The sequence below is a fragment of the Lysinibacillus sp. NPDC092081 genome (assembly GCF_044755845.1).
Taxonomy (GTDB): domain Bacteria; phylum Bacillota; class Bacilli; order Bacillales_A; family Planococcaceae; genus Lysinibacillus.
Genome location: NZ_JBIVRU010000005.1, coordinates 122223 through 141977, shown reverse-complemented (window position 1 = coordinate 141977; position 19755 = coordinate 122223). Strand labels below are relative to the sequence as shown.

Annotated in this window: 22 protein-coding genes and 1 riboswitch; of the genes, 13 read left to right on the top strand and 9 right to left on the bottom strand. The window is 36.0% G+C overall.

From position 1 onward, the window contains the following. Nucleotides 1-2 precede the first annotated feature (2 nt). Together ACIQLB_RS10940 and ACIQLB_RS10935 are read right to left on the bottom strand one after the other, a co-directional pair. Nucleotides 3-1352, bottom strand: coding sequence for an MATE family efflux transporter (locus ACIQLB_RS10940; protein ID WP_400725104.1), 1350 nt, complete (start codon nt 1350-1352; stop codon nt 3-5). Beyond that, nucleotides 1339-1806 carry a GNAT family N-acetyltransferase gene (locus ACIQLB_RS10935; protein ID WP_400725101.1) on the bottom strand — a complete coding sequence of 156 codons (468 nt, stop codon included), beginning with the start codon at nt 1804-1806 and terminating at the stop codon, nt 1339-1341. Before ACIQLB_RS10935 ends, ACIQLB_RS10940 begins: the two co-directional genes overlap by 14 nt. Before the next feature lie 220 nt (nt 1807-2026). Here ACIQLB_RS10935 and ACIQLB_RS10930 point away from each other — a divergent pair, with 220 nt between their 5' ends. Both ACIQLB_RS10930 and ACIQLB_RS10925 read left to right on the top strand, forming a co-directional pair. Further along, the gene (locus tag ACIQLB_RS10930; RefSeq protein WP_400725098.1) at nt 2027-2857 is read left to right on the top strand and encodes a MerR family transcriptional regulator; all 831 of its coding nucleotides are present in this window, start codon (nt 2027-2029) and stop codon (nt 2855-2857) included. Nucleotides 2858-3247: 390 nt separating this feature from the next. After that, the gene (locus ACIQLB_RS10925; protein ID WP_400725095.1) at nt 3248-4423 is read left to right on the top strand and encodes a DUF4272 domain-containing protein; all 1176 of its coding nucleotides are present in this window, start codon (nt 3248-3250) and stop codon (nt 4421-4423) included. Between the two features lie 105 nt (nt 4424-4528). Here ACIQLB_RS10925 and ACIQLB_RS10920 read toward each other — a convergent pair whose 3' ends face one another. The 3 genes from ACIQLB_RS10920 to ACIQLB_RS10910 all read right to left on the bottom strand — a co-directional run bounded on the left by ACIQLB_RS10920 (nt 4529) and on the right by ACIQLB_RS10910 (nt 7203). Next, nucleotides 4529-5953 (bottom strand): erythromycin esterase family protein, encoded by a 1425-nt coding sequence (locus ACIQLB_RS10920; protein WP_400725093.1) that lies wholly within the window; start codon nt 5951-5953, stop codon nt 4529-4531. A gap of 177 nt (nt 5954-6130) precedes the next feature. Next, nucleotides 6131-6484, bottom strand: a complete 354-nt coding sequence (locus ACIQLB_RS10915) for a hypothetical protein (protein WP_400725090.1) — start codon at nt 6482-6484, stop codon at nt 6131-6133. A gap of 23 nt (nt 6485-6507) precedes the next feature. Then, nucleotides 6508-7203, bottom strand: coding sequence for a DUF2225 domain-containing protein (locus ACIQLB_RS10910; protein ID WP_400725087.1), 696 nt, complete (start codon nt 7201-7203; stop codon nt 6508-6510). Nucleotides 7204-7748: 545 nt separating this feature from the next. Between ACIQLB_RS10910 and ACIQLB_RS10905 the strand changes: the two genes are divergently transcribed. Next, nucleotides 7749-8522, top strand: a complete 774-nt coding sequence (locus tag ACIQLB_RS10905) for a Cof-type HAD-IIB family hydrolase (protein ID WP_400725084.1) — start codon at nt 7749-7751, stop codon at nt 8520-8522. A gap of 103 nt (nt 8523-8625) precedes the next feature. Further along, on the top strand, nt 8626-9222 hold the full coding sequence (locus ACIQLB_RS10900) for a DedA family protein (RefSeq protein WP_400725081.1): 597 nt from the start codon (nt 8626-8628) through the stop codon (nt 9220-9222). 56 nt (nt 9223-9278) lie between these two features. Here the strand turns inward: ACIQLB_RS10900 and ACIQLB_RS10895 are convergent, their stop codons facing one another. Beyond that, entirely contained in the window at nt 9279-10016 is a 738-nt protein-coding gene (locus tag ACIQLB_RS10895; protein WP_400725078.1) for a cyclase family protein, read from the bottom strand. A gap of 98 nt (nt 10017-10114) precedes the next feature. Then, nucleotides 10115-10220: riboswitch (SAM riboswitch) on the bottom strand. Between the two features lie 210 nt (nt 10221-10430). Here ACIQLB_RS10895 and ACIQLB_RS10890 point away from each other — a divergent pair. From ACIQLB_RS10890 to ACIQLB_RS10880, 3 genes are all read left to right on the top strand, one after another. After that, nucleotides 10431-10970, top strand: a complete 540-nt coding sequence (locus ACIQLB_RS10890; RefSeq protein ID WP_400725075.1) for a MarR family winged helix-turn-helix transcriptional regulator — start codon at nt 10431-10433, stop codon at nt 10968-10970. Nucleotides 10971-11075: 105 nt separating this feature from the next. Beyond that, a complete protein-coding gene (locus ACIQLB_RS10885; protein ID WP_400725072.1) occupies nt 11076-11573 on the top strand; it encodes a hypothetical protein in 498 nt (165 codons plus the stop codon). After that, on the top strand, nt 11570-12445 hold the full coding sequence (locus ACIQLB_RS10880; RefSeq protein WP_400725069.1) for an SDR family NAD(P)-dependent oxidoreductase: 876 nt from the start codon (nt 11570-11572) through the stop codon (nt 12443-12445). The genes ACIQLB_RS10885 and ACIQLB_RS10880 overlap by 4 nt, the downstream gene beginning before the upstream one ends. A 46-nt stretch (nt 12446-12491) precedes the next feature. Here ACIQLB_RS10880 and ACIQLB_RS10875 read toward each other — a convergent pair whose 3' ends face one another. After that, nucleotides 12492-12902: a YuzC family spore coat inner layer protein gene (locus ACIQLB_RS10875; protein ID WP_400725066.1), complete on the bottom strand. Its 411-nt coding sequence runs from the start codon at nt 12900-12902 to the stop codon at nt 12492-12494. 172 nt (nt 12903-13074) lie between these two features. Next, a complete protein-coding gene (locus ACIQLB_RS10870) occupies nt 13075-14259 on the bottom strand; it encodes an MFS transporter (RefSeq protein WP_400725063.1) in 1185 nt (394 codons plus the stop codon). A gap of 110 nt (nt 14260-14369) precedes the next feature. On the opposite strand from ACIQLB_RS10870, the gene ACIQLB_RS10865 reads away from it, so the two are divergent. After that, nucleotides 14370-14753: a winged helix-turn-helix transcriptional regulator gene (locus ACIQLB_RS10865; RefSeq protein ID WP_400725051.1), complete on the top strand. Its 384-nt coding sequence runs from the start codon at nt 14370-14372 to the stop codon at nt 14751-14753. Between the two features lie 68 nt (nt 14754-14821). Here ACIQLB_RS10865 and ACIQLB_RS10860 read toward each other — a convergent pair whose 3' ends face one another. Beyond that, nucleotides 14822-15667: an aldo/keto reductase gene (locus ACIQLB_RS10860; RefSeq protein ID WP_400725048.1), complete on the bottom strand. Its 846-nt coding sequence runs from the start codon at nt 15665-15667 to the stop codon at nt 14822-14824. 228 nt (nt 15668-15895) lie between these two features. Here ACIQLB_RS10860 and ACIQLB_RS10855 point away from each other — a divergent pair, with 228 nt between their 5' ends. The 5 genes from ACIQLB_RS10855 to ACIQLB_RS10835 all read left to right on the top strand — a co-directional run bounded on the left by ACIQLB_RS10855 (nt 15896) and on the right by ACIQLB_RS10835 (nt 19717). Then, nucleotides 15896-16174: a hypothetical protein gene (locus ACIQLB_RS10855; protein ID WP_400725045.1), complete on the top strand. Its 279-nt coding sequence runs from the start codon at nt 15896-15898 to the stop codon at nt 16172-16174. Nucleotides 16175-16602: 428 nt separating this feature from the next. Further along, entirely contained in the window at nt 16603-16902 is a 300-nt protein-coding gene (locus ACIQLB_RS10850; RefSeq protein ID WP_400725043.1) for a GNAT family N-acetyltransferase, read from the top strand. 81 nt (nt 16903-16983) lie between these two features. Then, nucleotides 16984-17430 (top strand): VOC family protein, encoded by a 447-nt coding sequence (locus ACIQLB_RS10845; protein WP_400725040.1) that lies wholly within the window; start codon nt 16984-16986, stop codon nt 17428-17430. A 269-nt stretch (nt 17431-17699) separates the two neighbouring features. Beyond that, the gene (locus tag ACIQLB_RS10840) at nt 17700-18368 is read left to right on the top strand and encodes a response regulator transcription factor (protein ID WP_400725037.1); all 669 of its coding nucleotides are present in this window, start codon (nt 17700-17702) and stop codon (nt 18366-18368) included. Next, entirely contained in the window at nt 18365-19717 is a 1353-nt protein-coding gene (locus tag ACIQLB_RS10835) for a HAMP domain-containing sensor histidine kinase (RefSeq protein WP_400725035.1), read from the top strand. The genes ACIQLB_RS10840 and ACIQLB_RS10835 overlap by 4 nt, the downstream gene beginning before the upstream one ends. Nucleotides 19718-19755: the final 38 nt, after the last annotated feature.

Sequence of the window (19755 nt, the reverse complement as noted above, 5' to 3'; positions counted from 1 at the left end):
CCTTAATTTAAGAAACTTCCTTCTGAGAAATTTGTTTGTGTTTTTTTCTTCATAAATATAAAAATTAGCAATGCGGTAATGCCTTCTGCGACGGGGAATGTCCACCAAATCGCTTGTGGGCCAAGGAATTTAGGCAATAATACGAGAGCAGGGATAAATAATATAATACTGCGAAGTAACATAATGATTGTTGCAAGACGTATTCTTTCAATTGATTGGAAGAATTCCGCAAATACCATGTTCACTCCAAGGAATACATACCCAATTGCAAAGTGTACAAAGCCTTGTGTTGCCATATTGCGAATTTCAAACGTACTATCACCGAACAATGCTATTAGCTGAGAAGGGAATAACGTAGCAATGATGACAGTAATTAAACCCATAATAAATGCAGAGGCAATCCCGATTTTCAATAACGCTGTTAATCGCTCTATTAATCTCGCACCGTGATGATAACTTACTAGTGGCTGTAGGGCCATACCGATACCAAGGAACACTGTTAACAGTACAGTATGAATATAGTTAACCATCGCGTAGGCAGTAACTCCATCTGAACCCAAATAGTGTAAAAATGTCACATTGTATAAAACGACCATTACAGCTACGGAGGCTTCAACGATAAAGCTTGGTAGCCCAATAGCAAATATTTTCTTTAAATCTGATAGGCTGAAAAATGTACGGACAAATTTTAATTCGGATTGCTTTCGGAAGAAGTGTAGGCATAGCACCGACATACCGATTATCGTGGAGAGTGCTGTAGCTAGAGCACAGCCAGTTACGCCGTAATTGAGCACGAAAATAAAGATGTAGTTTAAAATAATATTTAACACAGATGTAGTGATTAAGCCCATCATCGCAAGTTTTGGATTGCCATCATTTCGAATAAATATGCTTAGTAAGTTTTCAATTGTATAGAATACACCGAAAATCAAAATAACATGTAGGTACTCTTGAACATAAGGAAAAGTAGCATTACTTGCCCCAAAGATATAGGAGATTTCTTTTAAATTTAATAAAAGGATTAGAATCAGTGTCATGGCGACACCAATCATTGTTGTAAATGCTAATGTAAAGAGCTGATGCGCTCGTTTTTTATTGCCCTCACCGAGAGAAATTGAAAAAAGTGTAGCTCCACCCATACCAATCCAAAGGGAAATGGATAGTAAAATCGAGAATATTGGTACGGCGATATTTACTCCTGCTAAAGCGGCTGGTCCAACCCCGTGACTAACGAAAATACCATCCACTAAAATATTGACTGACATCAGCAACATACCAATCATAGCCGGGAATAAATATGATAAAAACAAGGGCTTAAGAGGTCTTGTTTCAATTGGATTAATGGTAGTCATGAGTATGTACCTCCTTTACCATTACCTTTTCGCCTTTTTCATCTAGCTCACCGTTAAAGACGAACCCAAATTTTTTATATAGCTGAATCGCTACTATATTGTTGTCATAAACGCTTAAATATATATTTTGACAGCTGTATTTAGCTACTAAATAATTGATAAGCTGCTGCAAAAAGTATTTTCCCAAACCTTGGTGCTGATAGCGCTCGTCGATGAAGTAGCGATCTAACCAAACACGCTGTGTATTGTTCTCATGTGGGAATACACCATACATAGCGAAGCCGACTGCAATATCTTCCTTATACAATCCAACAGGAATAAAGCGTTGATCTATATCTGCCTCCGCTAAGCATTGCTGTGTACTTTCGATAAAATCTAACTGATTATTAGCAATGCGTAATGCTAATACTTCTTCTTTGTTTAAAGCTGTAATGTCACGAATTTCCGTGAACATAATGTCAAAACCCTTCTATTTTTAATTTCTTCCAGCAGATGTCACGGAAATCGGAAAGAGGTTCTTATAGGATGTTAGCCTAAAACATCAAAATGACCGATATCACACCGGCCTAAGCACAAACTGATTCCGGACGTAATTATGCAGTGGCATAATTGGTTGTGAATAGCTACAATCTAATGTATATAGTAACTATATAGTCAAGGAGGTAAACTTAAAAATGTTTAATAAAAATGTAAAATATTTTACAACTGGAGAGTTCGCTAAAATTTGTAAGGTTAATAAACAAACGCTCATTTACTACGATCAAATCGGTTTATTATCACCAATTATGAAGGATAGTAAAGACTACCGTTATTATTCCATTGCACAATATGAATTTTTCAGTGTGATCGAGCTATTAAAGGAAGTTGGTATGTCTTTGAAGGATATTCAAAAATATATGGCAGAAAAATCACCTGAAAATTTTTTAGACTTAATGTATCAGCAGAAGGAAATTGTAGCGAAAAAACGTCGAGAGCTAGAGATGATTGAAAGCATTATTGATGTAAAAATTGATTTAACAGAGGAAGCTTTACACCTTGATTTTGAAAGCATTACAATTGAACATCTGCCAGAGGCAACGTTGTATTTAAGTAAAAATATCGAGGATTCGACGGAAGAACAGTTTACGAAGGCTGTGTCAGATTTTATAGATGAATTAGATCACTCTCAATTAGACACAGGTTATCCTATTGGAGGGATTACAAGAAGAGAGCAAATATTAGCAGGAAGCTATGATAATTATAGTTACTTGTATATAGAGCAGCCACACCCACGAGAAGGTCATCCTTATTTCGAAGCAATTGAAGGAGATTTTATTGTTGGATATCATATAGGAACGTCTACTACACTTGGTGAAACTTACGAGCGATTATTTAAGGTTATGCGGGAAAAAGGTTTTGAATTAGGGCAGTACGTATATGAAGAATATATTTATGATGCCGTTATTAAAAATCGTGAAGAGGATTATGTAACAAAAATTATGATAGAAATTGAAAAGGATTGTTGATCAGTAGTATGTACTCTAGGTATTAAAAAATATCTCCTTATAGTGACATTCAAATGTTCTAGAAGGAGATATTTTTAATGGCCAACAAAATACTTTTATCTAAAGTAACAAGTGATGCCAATGAAAAAAGATCTAGGAAATAAAAATGGTAAGGTAATTTATCATATATTTTGAGCCTTGAAGGAAGTAAAATTTTAGTGTTTATACATAAATTAAGTATTGCCCTAATAAGTAAATGATTTCCTGATGATACAATAGTAAATAAAGAAAAAATGAATCTAAAAAGGTAACCTTTTATCCGAAAGCAAGTGATGTTTAGCTAAAAATCTTGATGTAGATGATTTTATAGGGAAGCATTTGGATAGTTGGTGAATAAAAGGGGAGAGAAGATTGAACTATTTCACAATATTTGCATCTAAGAACAACATCGATGATATTGAGTTTAAAATTTCAGATGCTTTTGCAAAAGGCTTTGCTATCGGTAAAAATGAAAATGAGTATTTATTAAAGTCCAAAGCACTGTTTAAAAAACATAAATTAATCATTCGAATCATGTCTGAAGATACAAATCCAGATTACTTCGCAAATAATATTCCTGGGATGATGGGATATTACGATAACATTCCTTTTGAAGATGACAATTTAAAAGAATTAGTTTTGACTCAAATATCTGTTTTAAATACAGTGATTGCGATTGAATCGGAAAAAGAGATAAATGAAGATCAGCTGCAGTTATTTACGAACTTGCTATCAAGTATAGGGGGGATTGGCTTTTTACCGAATGGCACTTTACTAGATGATGAAGGGATCGTTATTGTTTATCCTGACGGGCAATCAGGACCATCAAATTTCAGACCTCATGCATGTACACGCAAGGTAATGGGACAAGAGGTGACATCAGAAGAAGGCGAGCAAAGAAAAAATAACACGATAGCCTATTTAAAGGAAAGAGCTATTCCATATACAACTTCACTCCCTCAGCTCCCACCAATGGAGGCTTGTCAGTTTCAAACTCAAGAGGACATAGCTAGAAGAGCTATAGCCTTGTTAATAGTTATCCAATTCGCCTGTGATGTAGCACAAGGCGAAAATGTAGATGAATCGAGAGAGTTTTTCGTCAATATGTTGCGTAAATTTGATGTGGATAATTATCTAACTAGCAATGAAAGAGACTTTTTACATACGTCAGAACCAAATGGGAAAGAAGCTATTAATATTTCTTGGCAATATGAGGCTTATTGGACACTTATTTGGGCACTTGGATTTGTTGAGAAGCTTGATTTTCCTGATGAAGTATGCGATTGCGAGTATGCAATTCAAGTGGTTTCTAACTACGAATCGTTTGAACAGTTTTATTTACAAACTACTATGCGTAGTCAGGGAGAGGTTTTGGATGAGGCCGACAAAAATTACAGACACCATTGGGCTTGCGTAGATAGCCGTATACACGAACAACCAGCTCCTGCAGGGATGAATGAAAGTATCGTTATGGAAAGACGTAGGGGTTTGTTCTGGATGATAGGGTATCGCAATGAAGAATGGGATACAATTTCGATGGATACTTGATAAATTGATGGCCGAACCCCATGTTATGGTTTCGAGTCAAACTTATGGCGCTTAAAGGAAAAATAGCAAACTAGAAGTAGAAACTAGTTTGCTATTTTTACATTATTATTTTATATAATGAGGTTTACTCACTTTATCAATCAGAAGAAGGCCATCATATTGATCTCGTGGAACAAGACTTTCCTGAATCACTCCCCAGCTATACGATAAACGTGGCTCAAACATCCATGAGTTTCCTCGTTCATTTTGACGGTTTCGCATGTCGATAAATGTGTATGGTTTATTTGAAGATGAAACAATATCTTCGATTGATCCTTTTACTGTCGGTAAAACGGCCATAGGTTCACCCATATTGTTTGCTGTTTCGCCACTAGTCATATAAAGACCAAGGACATAACTATATTTCTTGTAGATATCTGGTAGACGTTCACCCATCAATTTTACCGGATAAGGAGAACCCATTACTTCGGATTGTGCTTTACGAATATGGTCATTATGCGCCCAGACGATAAATTTTTCAGTTGGATAAATCTCCTCTGCTAACCAAAGTAAGTTTTCCATCATCGATTGGTCACGCCATTCCATTGTCTTTAAAAAAGAGTCATATTTATTTTGTTCAATTTCAATATTTGCTTGAATTGATAGTTCTACATACTCGTTTGCTAAACGGATACGGTCAGCTAAAGTACGTTCCATAAGCTTTACAATATGAGGCTCGCTTGGATAAGCCGCTTGTAACTCTTTTTCTTTTAGCTGTACTTGTGATTTTACTTGTTTATACACTTCGATAATGCTTGGTTTCGCCTTTTGGAAGCCTTTTAGATCCTTACCGAAGCTCCAGTTTACAAGTTGTTCCTCTACTTCATTGAACTGTTTTGCAAGCTTACTATTTTGTAGCCAGTCACCGTTCGTAAATACACCTTGCTGTTGAATATCAAAGCCTGCTAATTTTAATGGCTTATCGGTATTCTGTGTTTTTTTCGCATATTCAAATAACGGTAGTGTTTCTTTCGCCCACCATACGCCAAAAATAGAATCCTTCATCGTTTGTAGTGCTGCTTGTTTGTCAATTTGTCCTTGAGCATTCATAACGTTTCCCATACCACTTTCGAAGGCTAGGACATTGTAGCCCATCTCTTGGTGTAAAAACTGAATTAAACGTGTTTTCGCTAGACTATATTCTGCTGCGCCATGTGAACTTTCTCCTAAAAAAACAATGCGCTTATCATGCAATAAAGGTTTTAACATCTCTAAATCTTCAAATTTAGTAGATGGGATGTTTTGTTGACCAACTGCTTCAGGTTGAATGGATGTTAAGCTGTAAGCATGGTCGCTTGTCCACTTTTTCCAATCTTGAAGAGTTTCATTGGATGTGCGAGCTTGCTTGACTTCTAAATTGTTCTCTAAAGCTACGCGTTCTTCTACCGCAGGAATTGCTGCGGATGCATTTGAATTTCCGTTGAACGCTACAAAGCTTGTTAGTGCAATACTTAATGATAATAAAACCTTACGTTTCTTACCTTTTGTCACTTTCTATCAGTCCTTCGCTATATGTTAAAACCAATTATAAGCAGTAAAGTTTAAAGTAAAGGGGGGCTTTGTTTAAATTTTGTTTAAATTTGGTTTGGTGACATTATTTTGGTTTATTTGAGCGAAGACAGTAAAAAACATCTCCAAAGTGTAATTAAAATTGGAGATGTAAATTATTTATTTATAGTGATACGTACTAGCTCGTGGATTATTCCGCTGTATTTGATTGAACCATGCACGATCTTTTTCCTCTTGTTTTAATGTATTAACGATGGTTGATGAGCAGCTAACACAGATTTTTTCCTGGGTAACTTGTCCACAGCGTTCACAAGGTGCACCTAAATTAGGGAAAATCGATTTTTTCAATTTTCCTGCTTTTACCCATTTATAAAGTAGCTCTGATGAAATTCCAGTTAATGCAACTACTTCATCATTCGTTAAATAGCGATTATTTTTCCTCAGTAAAAAATGATGTAGTTCTGAAAAAATATCTTCTTCTCTCACATCAATCCTTTTAGTAAATAGCTGCATGTTGATTACTCTCCTCGTTTACTTCAATTGATGACTTCTTCTATATTTTCATTTGCGTTGTTAGGTTGCTCGTCATATTTATAGTTTTCCCAGCGATTTCGTGCTAGTTTTCGATATTTATTGGAAACATTTCGATCTGCTATTAGTCGAGAGAATCCTTTTTTCGCCTCAGCAATATCTCCGAGTCGAAGGCTTAATTCTGCATGTAAAAATTGAATTCTCTCTCCGCCCTCTTGATTGGATGCAAAAGATTTGCTGTAAAAGTCCCTTGCAGCAAAAAGGTAGCGCATTTCCGATTCATCATCATTTTTTAAGCGATATAGCCAGGCTATTTTTAACGCGAAATTGGCCATAAGAAGTGACTCTTCCATTGAGGCTCTTGATACAAGATAAGCTAATTTAAAGCTTACAATGGCATCATCGATCGTACGTTCCTTGCACATATCCATTGGTTTTTGTAGCTCTTTTATGTACAGTTCATCAATAAGAAGCAAGAAAGGACCGTATGTTCTTGTCATAGATTTGTGGTAAGCATAGCCACAATGTGGACAAACGGCAACCTCATACAATAACGGGTTTAAACCCTCATAAACTGGCATGAAGTCCGTTTGTTCTTCGATAACTTTATATCGATTAGGGCGTACTTTATATGTGGTAAAATGCTTTTTGCAAAACTTGCAATCCACACTACTTTCATAGTAGTAAATATTAAATGCCATAAGAATCAACTCCTTTACATCCAAATAATTATCTTCATTCAGTAGAAGACTCCCACCTTTGACGGTGATGGGATGAATGTGGATATATTTCTTTTGTTCTATTTATACGATGGATAATATCGTTCAATATATTTAATTTAATTTCTTTTATTTTAACAATTCTATGTTCTTTGGTATACTCCTTTGGAATTATTAAAATAAAAATGTTCAATACTTTCTTAGTTATTTGAAATATCGATATGTACCTGTAATAGTATTTATCGGTGTAGGTGAAGGAAGTTATACATTTGTTTTAGTTTGTCAAAATACGTACAATTGTTTAATTAAATGGCTACTGATTTTCGTATTATAAAGTTATTTTTATAGGTAATAATACCTATAATTAATTTTGATATAAAGATGTTACTTAATGTAAAATTACAAGTATATTGACTAGGGAAATATTTGATTGTTGTTTACCGATAAAAAGGAGTCAACCCAAGCTTTATGATGTTTCTCTAATGGATATACCTAATGAAATTATGTAAAACGATAAGGAGCGAACGATGGATTATAAAATTGTATTTTTTGACGTAGATGGGACGCTTGTTAATTATGAAGATGGTCGTATTGAAGAGAGTACAAGGAACGCTATTGAGCAATTGAAAAACAAAGGGATTCATATTGTTGCTGCTACAGGAAGACCATTATCAATGTGCCAGGATTTAAGAAGTATAGGCATAGAAACGTTTATTACAGCTAATGGTGCTTATGTTAAGCATCAAGATCAAGTAATACATAAAATACCTGTTGCTAAAGAAATTGTCCAGGTAGTTAAGGCTTTTGCTGATGAAAATAAACAAAGTCTATCGTTTTTTACAGAACAATTGTCAATGAATAACGTCCAAGAAGAAAAGACATTAAAAGCTATGCAAGAAACATTATCTTTGCTAGAGTTCCCTGATATTAATGAAGATATTTTAGCGCAAGAGGTTTATTTAATGTGTTTATATGGTGATGAGGATATAGAGAAAAAGTATACTTCAAAATTTCCTCATCTATTATTTAAAAGGTGGCATCCTTACATTACAAATGTTTTGCAACATGATGTTTCCAAATCTATTGCTGTCCAGGCTGTACTAGATTATTTCGACTTGAGTCCTGAGGAAGCACTTGCTTTTGGTGATGGAGATAATGATATTGACATGCTGGAGCAGGTTGGCTTTGGTATTGCAATGGGCAATGGTAGCGAAGCATTAAAAAATGTCGCTGATTATGTAACAAAGAAATCAGCTGAGGATGGTATTGATTATGCTCTACGTGAGTTACAAGTAATTTAGTGGAGAAAACTGTATTAAATCCTTAATACTCATAATGTTGTCTCCTTTGAGTTATTATAAAGCTAACTATTAAAAATTATTACGCTTTAGGTGGGATGGATTTATGGCGCATCACGTGCAATCTCTTATTGAACATTACGGATATTTTGGCATCATTCTTATCCTAGTTGGAGGGATTGTTGGGCTGCCACTTCCAGATGAGATATTTTTAACATATGTAGGGTATAGCGTTTATCGCGAAACTCTCGCACATATCCCAGCTTTAATCAGCGCTATCGTAGGTGCGGCAGGGGGAATTACCCTGAGCTACTATATAGGCTATAGATTCGGACTACCTTTATTGCAAAAATACGGTTCGAAAATTCATATTACTGAGCAGAGAATTGATTTTACTAAAAAGTTGTTTGCAAAAATAGGGCCGGGATTATTATTAATAGGATATTTTATTCCTGGTGTGCGTCATCTTACAGCATATATTGCGGCTATTAATAATTATCCTTATAAAAAATTTGCTTTCTTTGCTTATACGGGAGCAACTATATGGACATTTACTTTTATTACCTTAGGGAAGGTACTTGGAGAGAAATGGCATTATGTTGGGTTATATTTATCCCGCTACAGTATTTATCTCATAGTATTGTTCATCATAATTATGTTGATCGTTTATTTTGTTTTCAAAAGAAAGAATTCATCTAAATAAATTTTAAATTAAGAAAGGTCTGATTCAATATTTATTGAATCAGACCTGTTGCTATATTAAGGTAATATTGCAAATGAACGGACAGGGAATCCAGATGCTTTTTCAGGCTTTGGCACAATATTGAATATAGCAGCGCCTTTTGGAGGTAACTTATCTAAATTTGTCATAAGCTCAATTTGGTAAGTATCTTGCTCTAGCACAAAATATTCGCTGTCTAATTTACCATTTTTACGAAAATCAGCTGCTGAATCTGTATCAAAAGTTTCGTGGCCAATAGCACTCACTTTTCGTTCGTTGAATAAAAATTGTAACGATTCTAATCCCCAGCCAGGAATATGATTATTACCATCAGCGTCCTTGTTGCTGAAAGACTCCTTATCTGGCCAACGTTTACTCCAATCGGTACGCAGCGCAACAAAGGTACCTGCTTCAATTTCTCCATATTCAGCTTCAAAGTCAAGAATATCTTGAACACTTAACGAGTAATCGTTATTAATTTCAGCTTCCTTCGATTTATCAATAACGATTAGTGGTAGCACTAGTTCTTTTAGATCCAAATCTTCTAAATAGCGTGTATCTCGCACAAAATGGATAGGTGGGTCGATATGTGTTCCGTATTGCCCAGTGAAAGTGAATTGCTGTGCAAAGAAGCCATCATCGTGCGAAAATAATGTTTCAAATTTTGCATCATCCAACATAAAGAAATGTGGAGAATTTGGACCAAATGTATGTGTTAAATCTACCCATTCTTTTGATTTTAATAGTTGAATCGCTTGTAAAAGTTCGTTTGCCATAGTAGTTCCCTGCTTTCTTTTAATTATTTTGAATGCAACAATAAAAAAGAGTCCTCCTTAAAGAAGAGGACTCTTGTGCAAAGCAACTGAAGTAAGTCTTCTCATCTTCAAGGCTAAATTTTTGCCAATTGGAATTAGCACCATACCTATAGGCTGGTTGCTGAGACTTCATAGGGCCAATCCCTCTGTCTCTCTTGATAAGAAAATGCGATATAAGAATTTTCAGAAATAATGTTTACGAACACTTTAACATATTTGTTTATAGTTTACAAGTTCAATAGGGATACAAGGTTAAAAACTCCGGTTGTAAAAATTTTTATAATGACGCTAGCTTTTATATCTCTACATGTAACTATACGGGAAAAAAATAAAAGATTATTTGACACAAAAGTAGTTAGGTGCCATACTATTCTCATGATTAATGATAAAAATAAAGTGAATGATATGAATGCAGTTCCTTCGTTTATCCAATCTAAGCGTCAAATAGAACGCTATCAACTAGATGTTGATGCACAGTCTATACTTGTCGCATCTAGATTGATGGCAGCTGGAGCTATGCTTGGAAATGCTGCAGAGAACCATTTCTCTAAATTTGATTTATCTACAGGACGTTATCGATTATTAGCAGATCTTGAAGACCATGGAGGGGAGGAATTACCTTCACAATTGGCAGAGCATCTTGGAATTACAAGAGCTACGGTTACAGGCCTTATTGATATTTTAAAAAGAGATGGCCTAGTTTCTCGACGATTAAGCCCCGAAGATGGCCGTCTAAAATTAGTAACTCTAACTGAGAAGGGGAGAGAGAAACTTATAGAAATGGCTCCGGAGCATTTTGCCTGGTTGGAATCAATAGTTAGCTTATTAAGTATCGAAGAGCGTAAAGTATTCCTTGATTTGTTAGATAGAATTACACAAGGAATTGTAGTAAATGAAGATAGTTTAAACAAATAGAGGTGCTGTTGAAAGGTTAGCTAGAAAAAGCTAGCTTTCCTTTCTGCAATATAGTTAGGTGCCTAATTATATTGTTGGGTGAAAAAAGGAGGTTTTATATAAACAATGAAATCTGTTAATGGAGTGGAGAACATTCATTGCAAAAATGCTTCTGATAATGGTCAAAAAGCTTTCGTTCTTTGGCAAGAAGTATTGTTAGCGTATGTGATGCCTTCCATCATGGCTGGTATTGGTGGGCTATTTACTAGTGATGTTGCATTATCTATAAGAGCTTGTACCACTATTGGAGGGGCTTCAGCACTGTTTGCTTTGCTAATCGGATTATGGTTACAAAAGCGTGGGAATTTTAGAAGTTGGATTGTGTTTGAGCACAAAACTAGAGTGGTAGGCTTATTTTCTGTCATAGGATTTTTATTCGGTCTAATAGCTGCCAGTATATTATTTGGTTTATTAGAGTTTTTTATTCAGAGTCAGCAAATTAGTGCTTTAAATTTTGTTTGGATTGACTTACCTCTATCTGCAACAATCGCTTGTACACTAGTAGCGTGGAGATGGAAGTGTGTCATTCATAATAATGTTCAAAATGGAGGAGATAAAAAATGATAGTGGTTATTGGAGCAACAGGAGCAATTGGTAGTGAGTTAGTAAAACGTTTAATGGAGCGGGGGGTGCCTACACGAGCAGTTAGTAGAAATCCTGAAAAGTTAATAAATGAAGTTAGAGATTTAGATTCTTCTAGCATTGAGTTTGTATCAGAAGATATCTCCGATCTGAATTCGTTACACCGTGCACTCACTGGGGCTAGCCAACTTTTTCTGGCGCTATCTAATAGTCCTGAACAAGTTGAAATTGAAAAATCAATTGTTCGCAAAGCTACAGAAGTTGGTATTAAGCACATTGTGAAAATATCTAGTCCACTGTATCAGGAAATTAGTCCGGTAACTGTAGCGCTTTGGCATCAAGAAATTGAACAAACATTAATAGAATCTAATTTACAATATACTATTTTACGTCCATATGCATTTATGCAAAACCTACTGCGATTGGCGCCAACAATTTCTTCACAAGGGACGTTTTTGGGTTGCATGAAAGAAGCACAATGTAATTTTATTGATTGCAGAGATATTGCAGATGTTGCAGTAGAAGTTTTAATGAACAAGAATTTGGCTGGACAAATATATACACTTACAGGTGAAGAGATGTTTAGTTATGCAGAAATAGCAGAAAAAATATCTACACTTCTTAATCGCCCAATCCGCTATATTGATATGAATCCAGATATATTACGGCAAAATTTAATAGAATGTGATCGAATGCCTTCTTGGCTGGCAAGTCATATTGTAGAGATTCAGACAATGTCTGTAGCGATACCAGAGAAACCGACAGACACTGTTCATCGTTTGCTAGGGAAAAAGCCTCGAACTTTAGATGCATTTTTATACGAGTTTTGGGAGAGGTTTCTTTACGGTCAATAAATCTGAAAGAGGCCCTGCTTTATAGGGCCAATTCTTCAGTTAAACTTCACCAACCCAAAATTAATGTTAGCTTACAGCAGCTACTTTCAGTAAATGTTATACGAAATCCATCTGGTGTATAGTTTGTTTCGAATTTTACAGTAATGCCTGCTGACGCAATTAACTTTTCAACTTCTGTTTTATTTGATTGTTGTGCAGCGTTCATAAGATCATGTGCAAATTGCTCGGATTCATCAATTTTATCCGTAAGTAATTGTGCTTGCTGCATAATAACCTTGATACGTTTTGCGGAAGTTTTCAATTTATTTGTATTGACGATTGGAAATGGACTTCTATTCGTTGGGTTTGTCGGCATTGCTAGATGTCTAGAAGGTTGTTGAGTAGTTGGTTGATTTGCCATTACCCATGTTGGATAAAAATTAGGATAGACAAAATACGGATAAGGATTGTAATACAACTAAATTCCTCCTATCCTATAGCTGATACAGTATCTTATGTACAAGAAAGACTTTCGGTGTTAATGGCTGATTGGGCGCTTTCCTGGGGGCATCCGATGAAGGGTATCATCTGTGACTGATCCCCAAGGAGTCGCCGTAGTTGATAAAAGCTAAAATTGTTCCGATGAATCTTCAAAGTTTGTTTTTATCAAAGATTAACCATAGGAACGTAGTAGCTGCGGCAAGCATCACCATACCGAAACCGTATATAGGAGTATAAGCTAATGATTGGTAGCGAACGATAAACCCTCCGATGTATGATCCTAGAAAAATGCCAATGTTAAAGGCCGAAATATTTAATGCTGAGGCCATTGAAATAGCTGATGGTACATATTTTTCTGAAAGCTGAACGGCATAAAGCTGTAATCCCGGTACATTCATAAACATAAATAACCCCATCATAAAGACCATCATTAATCCAATGATTGATGATTCTAAAAAGAAGCCGATGCCGAGTAGTGCTAATGCTAAGCCGATAAAGATAATAAAGATAGAACGTAATGGATTATTGTTAGCAAAATGACCACCCAATGTATTACCGATAGCAACACAAATACCGAATACAACTAAGATAATGACAATTGCTTGAGGTGAGTAGCCCATATATTGCTCTAATATAGGGGAAACATATGTGTATACTACAAACACGCCGCCGTATCCGATTGCAGTAATAAAGAGAATTAGTAGCATTTGTATGTTCCCTAATACTTTCCCAATATCGCGAATAGATATTGGATTGCCTTTAGATAACTGACTAGGCACAAGGAGAGCATTACTAATTAACCCGATAATACCAATTATAACAATGAAAATGAACGACATTCGCCAGTCTGTTACTTGTCCAATAAAAGTTCCTAGCGGGACACCAGTGACAGTTGCTAATGTTAGCCCTGTAAACATAAAAGCTATTGCACTTGCTCGTTTATTAGGTGCCACAACATCTGCGGCTATGACAGAGGCAATGGACATAAACACACCATGTGCTAATGCTGAAATAACACGCCCGGTTAGTAGTAATGAGAATGAGGGTGCTAAGGCTGCAAGTAAATTACCGATAATAAACAGCACCATAACAAGCAGTAACACGTTTTTGCGACTAATGCGCGATGTTAATGCTGTTAAAAGCGGTGCACCAATCGTTACCCCTAATGCATATATGGATACAGTTAAACCAGCGGTACTTAATGTTATGTCAAAATCTTTTGTAATTAACGGAAGAAGTCCTACGCTTATAAATTCTGTAGAGCCGATACCAAATGCACTGATTGCAAGTGCGAGTAATGTTAGTCTAGCATTCGGCATTTTTGTATCTTTCATTCTATTAATATCTCCTTTGATTTTTTATATAGTGTATAGTAATATTCATACATGCCAGAAAGTAATGTAGGGTACTTTTAGTTACTTTTGAATATTACAGGGGGTTTACAATGAAAAAAGTTTATAATATTGGTGTAGAAGCCACTCTTGAAGTCATTGGGGGCAAATGGAAACCTATTATTCTTTGTCATCTTAACCACCATGGTCAGATTCGTACAAATGAATTTCGCCGATTGATTCCAGGCATTTCACAAAAAATGCTAACAAGCCAATTGCGAGAATTAGAACAGTCTGGATTAATTAATCGCAAGGTTTTCAATCAAGTACCGCCAAAAGTTGAATATTCGCTAACGCCTTATGGTCAAGAGATGGACCCTGTGCTGAACATCCTTTGCACCTGGGGTGAAAAACATATCGAAATGATGCAAGATAAAGGTGAAGATGTACTGTTAATGCAACGTGATGAAGATATCGCGATGATGCATACATCTTAAATAGATTGGAAAGAGACTGTCTAAGAGAAGAAAATTAGACAGTCTCTTTTACGTTTACAAGCTATCGTTTACATGACAAAGTCAAACTCATCTGGGTTTGGTCCAACACGTTGTTCTAGATTCATAGCGTTAATGATCGCCATCTCTTCATCAGTTAGTGTGAAATCAAAAATATCAGCGTTTTGAATCATACGTTCTTTACGCACAGATTTTGGAATTGTGATGATACCGTTTTGAATATCCCAACGTAAGATCACTTGAGCATTTGTTTTCCCGTATTTTTCAGCTATTGTTGAAATAGTTTCGTTATCAAGCAGCCCACCTTGCATTAATGGTGCCCAAGCTTCCATTTGTATATTGTGCTCTTCGCAGAATGAACGTAGCTCAGCTTGTTGTAATCGTGGATGGAATTCCACTTGGTTAATAACTGGTGTGATACGAGCTGTTTTAAGAAGATCCTGTAAGTGTGTCACATGGAAATTACATACCCCAATAGCTTTAATCTTTCCTTGCTCATATAAATCTTCGAGTGCTCTCCAAGCTTCTGCAAATTTATTTTTACCTGGCCAATGAATGAGATAGAGGTCTAAATAATCTAGCCCTAATTTTTCTAAGCTGTCCTCGTATGCTGCAATTGTCTCTTCATAGCTCAAGCCATCGTTCCATACTTTTGATGTAATAAATAAATCCTCACGTTGTAAACCAGTAGTTGCTAGTGCCTGTCTAATACCTTCACCAACCCCCGTTTCATTGCCATAAATGGCTGCAGTATCGATGCTACGGTAACCGACCTCAATCGCATTTTTCACCATTTCTGCTGTAGCATCATTCTCTACTTGAAATACGCCTAAACCCATTCCTGGCATTTGTAAGCCATTATTTAATGTGATTGTATCTTGTAAATGATTGATCATTTTTCTGTCCTCCGATTTTTGTTAGTGCTTTGGTTGCTTTCTTATTATGCTTTCATGCCATTGCAAAAAAAAGTACGCACTTTTTGGTTTCATAGAAACGTGGAGGTAACTTTTGTGAGATATCAATGGTCCACAGGAAGAAACTTTTTATTAGTTTACGTGGTTCGTCCTCTGATAGGTTACAATTAGTGGTAGAAAAGTAAATTTTGTAGAGTAGGTGAATAATGCATGGTAATAACGAAAAACTTGGCAGATCACATTGAAACGACGGAAATCAAGATGTTTGAATCGAGGCTGAATGCAATTAAGGAAATTGAGAACAATGCAATGGGAGTAGAGGTTGGTCCATTTGACGGTGCCTATGCTTTTTCCATTAAAAATATCCCCGGTCCTTCTTACAATGTGGTAAAGGGCGATAGCTTTAGTTCAGAGGATACCATAGATAAAATACTTAGCTTTTATAAAGCAAGAGAAATACCTGCTCGTTTTGATTTAGCTCCTCAGTAAGTTAATGCTACTTCACTACAAAAATTACATAGCGCTGGTTTTTTTCAGAGTGACTTTCATGCAACGTTATATTGTGAGCTAAATGGAGAGAGGGCAGGGAAGACAAAGAACTCTTTAATTAAAATAAGACAAATCGATGAAGCCGAATTTGATCGTTACGGAAATATCTATGTTGAAGGGTTTGGTATGCCATCATTTATAGCAGAAAGTGTCACAGCAAATAATCAATTTCGCCTTGGCGTAATTGCGTCCGGAGGCTTTGGGCCAACGTGATGTTGGTCACTCAGTCGTTGCCACAGGACGTGGCGTTCTTAGACTGAGTTCCTCTATTTCAGTAGGTGTCTGAACACCCACTGAAAAGGAACCACAACCGCATTCATTTCACCACCTTCAGAGGTGGGAGTCTTCCACTGAATGAAGATAAAGTTTTGTATGACAAGCCTGGTTGGTCGTTTTATATCGCTACTCTTCAAGGTGAGGATGTTGGCATCGGCTCCTTGTTTATAAATAAAGAGATAGCTATTTTAGCTGCATCTGCCGTGAAACCAATTGCCCGTAATCAAGGGATTCACCAAGCGTTAATACAGTTTCGTATCAATGAAGCCTTGAAACAAAATTGTATTTTAATGATAGGTCACGCAAAATTTGCATCCATAAGCCAAAATAATATGGAGCGCTGTGGATTAAAAATGGCTTATACAAAGAGTATATGGACAGAGACAATATGAATAGTTTACAGAATCTCCAGAAGGGGAATTAATACTTAAGATAGAATAAGTAATTGAATCTTTTATAAAGGAGAGAGTGGGATGAATCGTTTAAATTTAATTACATTGGGTGTAAAAGATATGGTGGAGTCTCTAAGATTTTATGGAGAGGGTCTGGGGTTTGAAGTGATTGTTTACGGCGAGGAAACAAATCCGGATGTTATTTTCTTTAATAATGGAGGGACGAAAATCTCACTGTTTCCGCTTGACCGTTTAGTAAAAGATATTAACGAAGCAAATCCACCAGCGATTGGCAATGGCTTTAACGGGATTACGCTTGCTTATAACGGAAAGTCTAAAGAAGAAGTTGATCAAGTGTTTGATTTAGCTAAAAAGGCAGGAGCGAAAATTGTGAAAGAGCCAGAAACTGTATTCTGGGGTGGCTATAGTGGCTATTTCCAAGACCCAAACGGCTACTATTGGGAAGTTGCTTATGGGGACATGTGGCAGTTCGATGATAATGATATGTTGATTATTACAAATAACTGAAAAGATAGACGTATTTGGGGAATCCAAATACGTTTTTTTGATGGTTAGCTTGTTTTATCGAGAAATAATTTGATTTTATCGATGAAATTTTAAATTTATCACCCAACTTTTTAATTTTATCGACATACCATGCTTTAGATGTGATTTATTAAATGAATCTCTCACTTTACGGACAATGATTGAGTACAAATCTATGAAATCGTATAATACGAATATGCTTCAAAATAACATTTATTTCTAAAATCTAATGTAGATTGGGAGGATTACCATTGTATCGCATATTGTACATAGAAGACGAAAAAGAGATTGGCCAATGGGTAACAAAGGATTTAACAGAAAGAGGATATGAGGTTACGTGGCTTGAATCTGGTGAAGAGGTCGACCAGCATATTGCCTCTAAGGATATCGCTATATTGGATGTGATGCTACCAGGGTTAGATGGCTTTTCAATTGGCAAAAGAATTAAGCGAGAAAATAAAGAAATCCCGATTTTAATGCTGTCAGCACGAACTGCTGTAGAGGATAAAATAGAGGGGCTCAATTTCGCGGATGATTATTTGACAAAGCCATTCCATCCAGATGAACTTATAGCTCGTGTGGAGGTTTTACTAAGAAGATATCAGAAGAATGATGATGTACTAGATCTTCAGCATTTAAAAATTTATACGAGAGATATGCGGATTATCAATAAGCAGACGGATGAAGAAATTCAATTAACTGGTAAGCAGTTCTATCTATTACAGTATTTTATCCGCCACTTAAATCAAATTTTAACGAAGGAACAGCTTTATGAAGGCATTTGGGGTGAAAGTTACATAGAAGGCGATAAAACATTAATGGTACATATTCGATACTTAAGAGAAAAAATAGAAGTAAATCCAGCCAAACCGACGATTATCGAAACCATTAGAGGCATTGGATATAGGGTGAAGCTATGAAATTTTTCCGATCATTATTAGCAAAGTATATGCTGATTATTTTTTCAGCCATTTTTATTGTTCAATTATCTTATTTTGCTATTGCCGCTTTTGTGTTTGGAATCGGAAAAACTGATTTTTCAAGTGAAGTTCTCATGGAAAGCGAAGTAGAGGAAAAATGGCTTGTAGAAGCTAAAAGTATAAAAACTTTCACAGAGGAGACAATTGCTCAACACTTTAAAGATTGGAAGGATCAATACCCTAAATCATCCATGTTCTGGGTAAGCGAGGACGGTACATTACTTACAACATTGAATGTGACGGAGCAACTGCCATCAAAATGGACGCCAGCATTTACGACAAAATTTATAAAAGATCATTATGGGGAAGATCCGTTTACAGTTATAGCTTTTTTAGGACAGGACGAATCGAATGGGTTTATCGTTTTTGAGATTCCTAGAGAAGTGTTTAATCCACCTCTTAAAAATGTTTATGAACAATATGGGAACCTTTTAATTGTTGGCGTTATTGCGATTATTTTATTTTTCATTATAGTCTCCTTATTATTTTTCAGAGGGATTCGAAAACGACTATTGCACCTACAGGAAGCAATGGAAATTCGTGATGTAGATGGCTTACCTATTGAAACGAAGGTCAAAAAGAAGGATGAAATAGGTCAACTCGAACAAAGCTTTAATCGCATGGTATGTGAGCTTAGGGAAAGTAAGAATCGCGAGCAGAAGGAAGAACAGTTAAGACGTGAATTGATTGCTAATTTATCACATGATTTACGAACGCCATTAACGAAAATACGGGCGCAATCCTATTCTATTAATAAAGAGGCATTATCGGAGGATGGGAAACGGGCGATTCAGGCAATGGAAACGTCGATTGTTAGTGTTGACGCTTTAATAGAAAATTTAATGTCTTACACATTGCTGATGGCTAGTAAATATAAATTTGAGGCAAAAGAAATCAACGTTATACGTTTTGTGCGTGAGCAAATGACTACATGGTATCCAGTGTTTGAGAAGGAAGGCTTTGAAATCGATATTGATCTACATTCATTTGAGAAAAATGAATGGCAAGTTGATCCGATTTGGCTTGGACGTATACTCGATAATTTATTTCAAAATATATTACGCCATGCGAATAGCGGGAAATATGTTGGCGTGGAAACCGAATCGACGGAGCACTATGATGCATTTATCATAAAGGATCACGGAAACGGAATGAAAAATGAATCCAATGCCAAAGGTGCAGGTATCGGCTTATCGATTGTTGATATTATGGTGAAGGGCATGAATTTAGACTGGGATATTGAGTCATGCGAATCTGGCACAAATATTAAAATTAAACATTATAAATAGAATAATTCGTGAAGCATGTTAAGGCATGCTTCATTTCA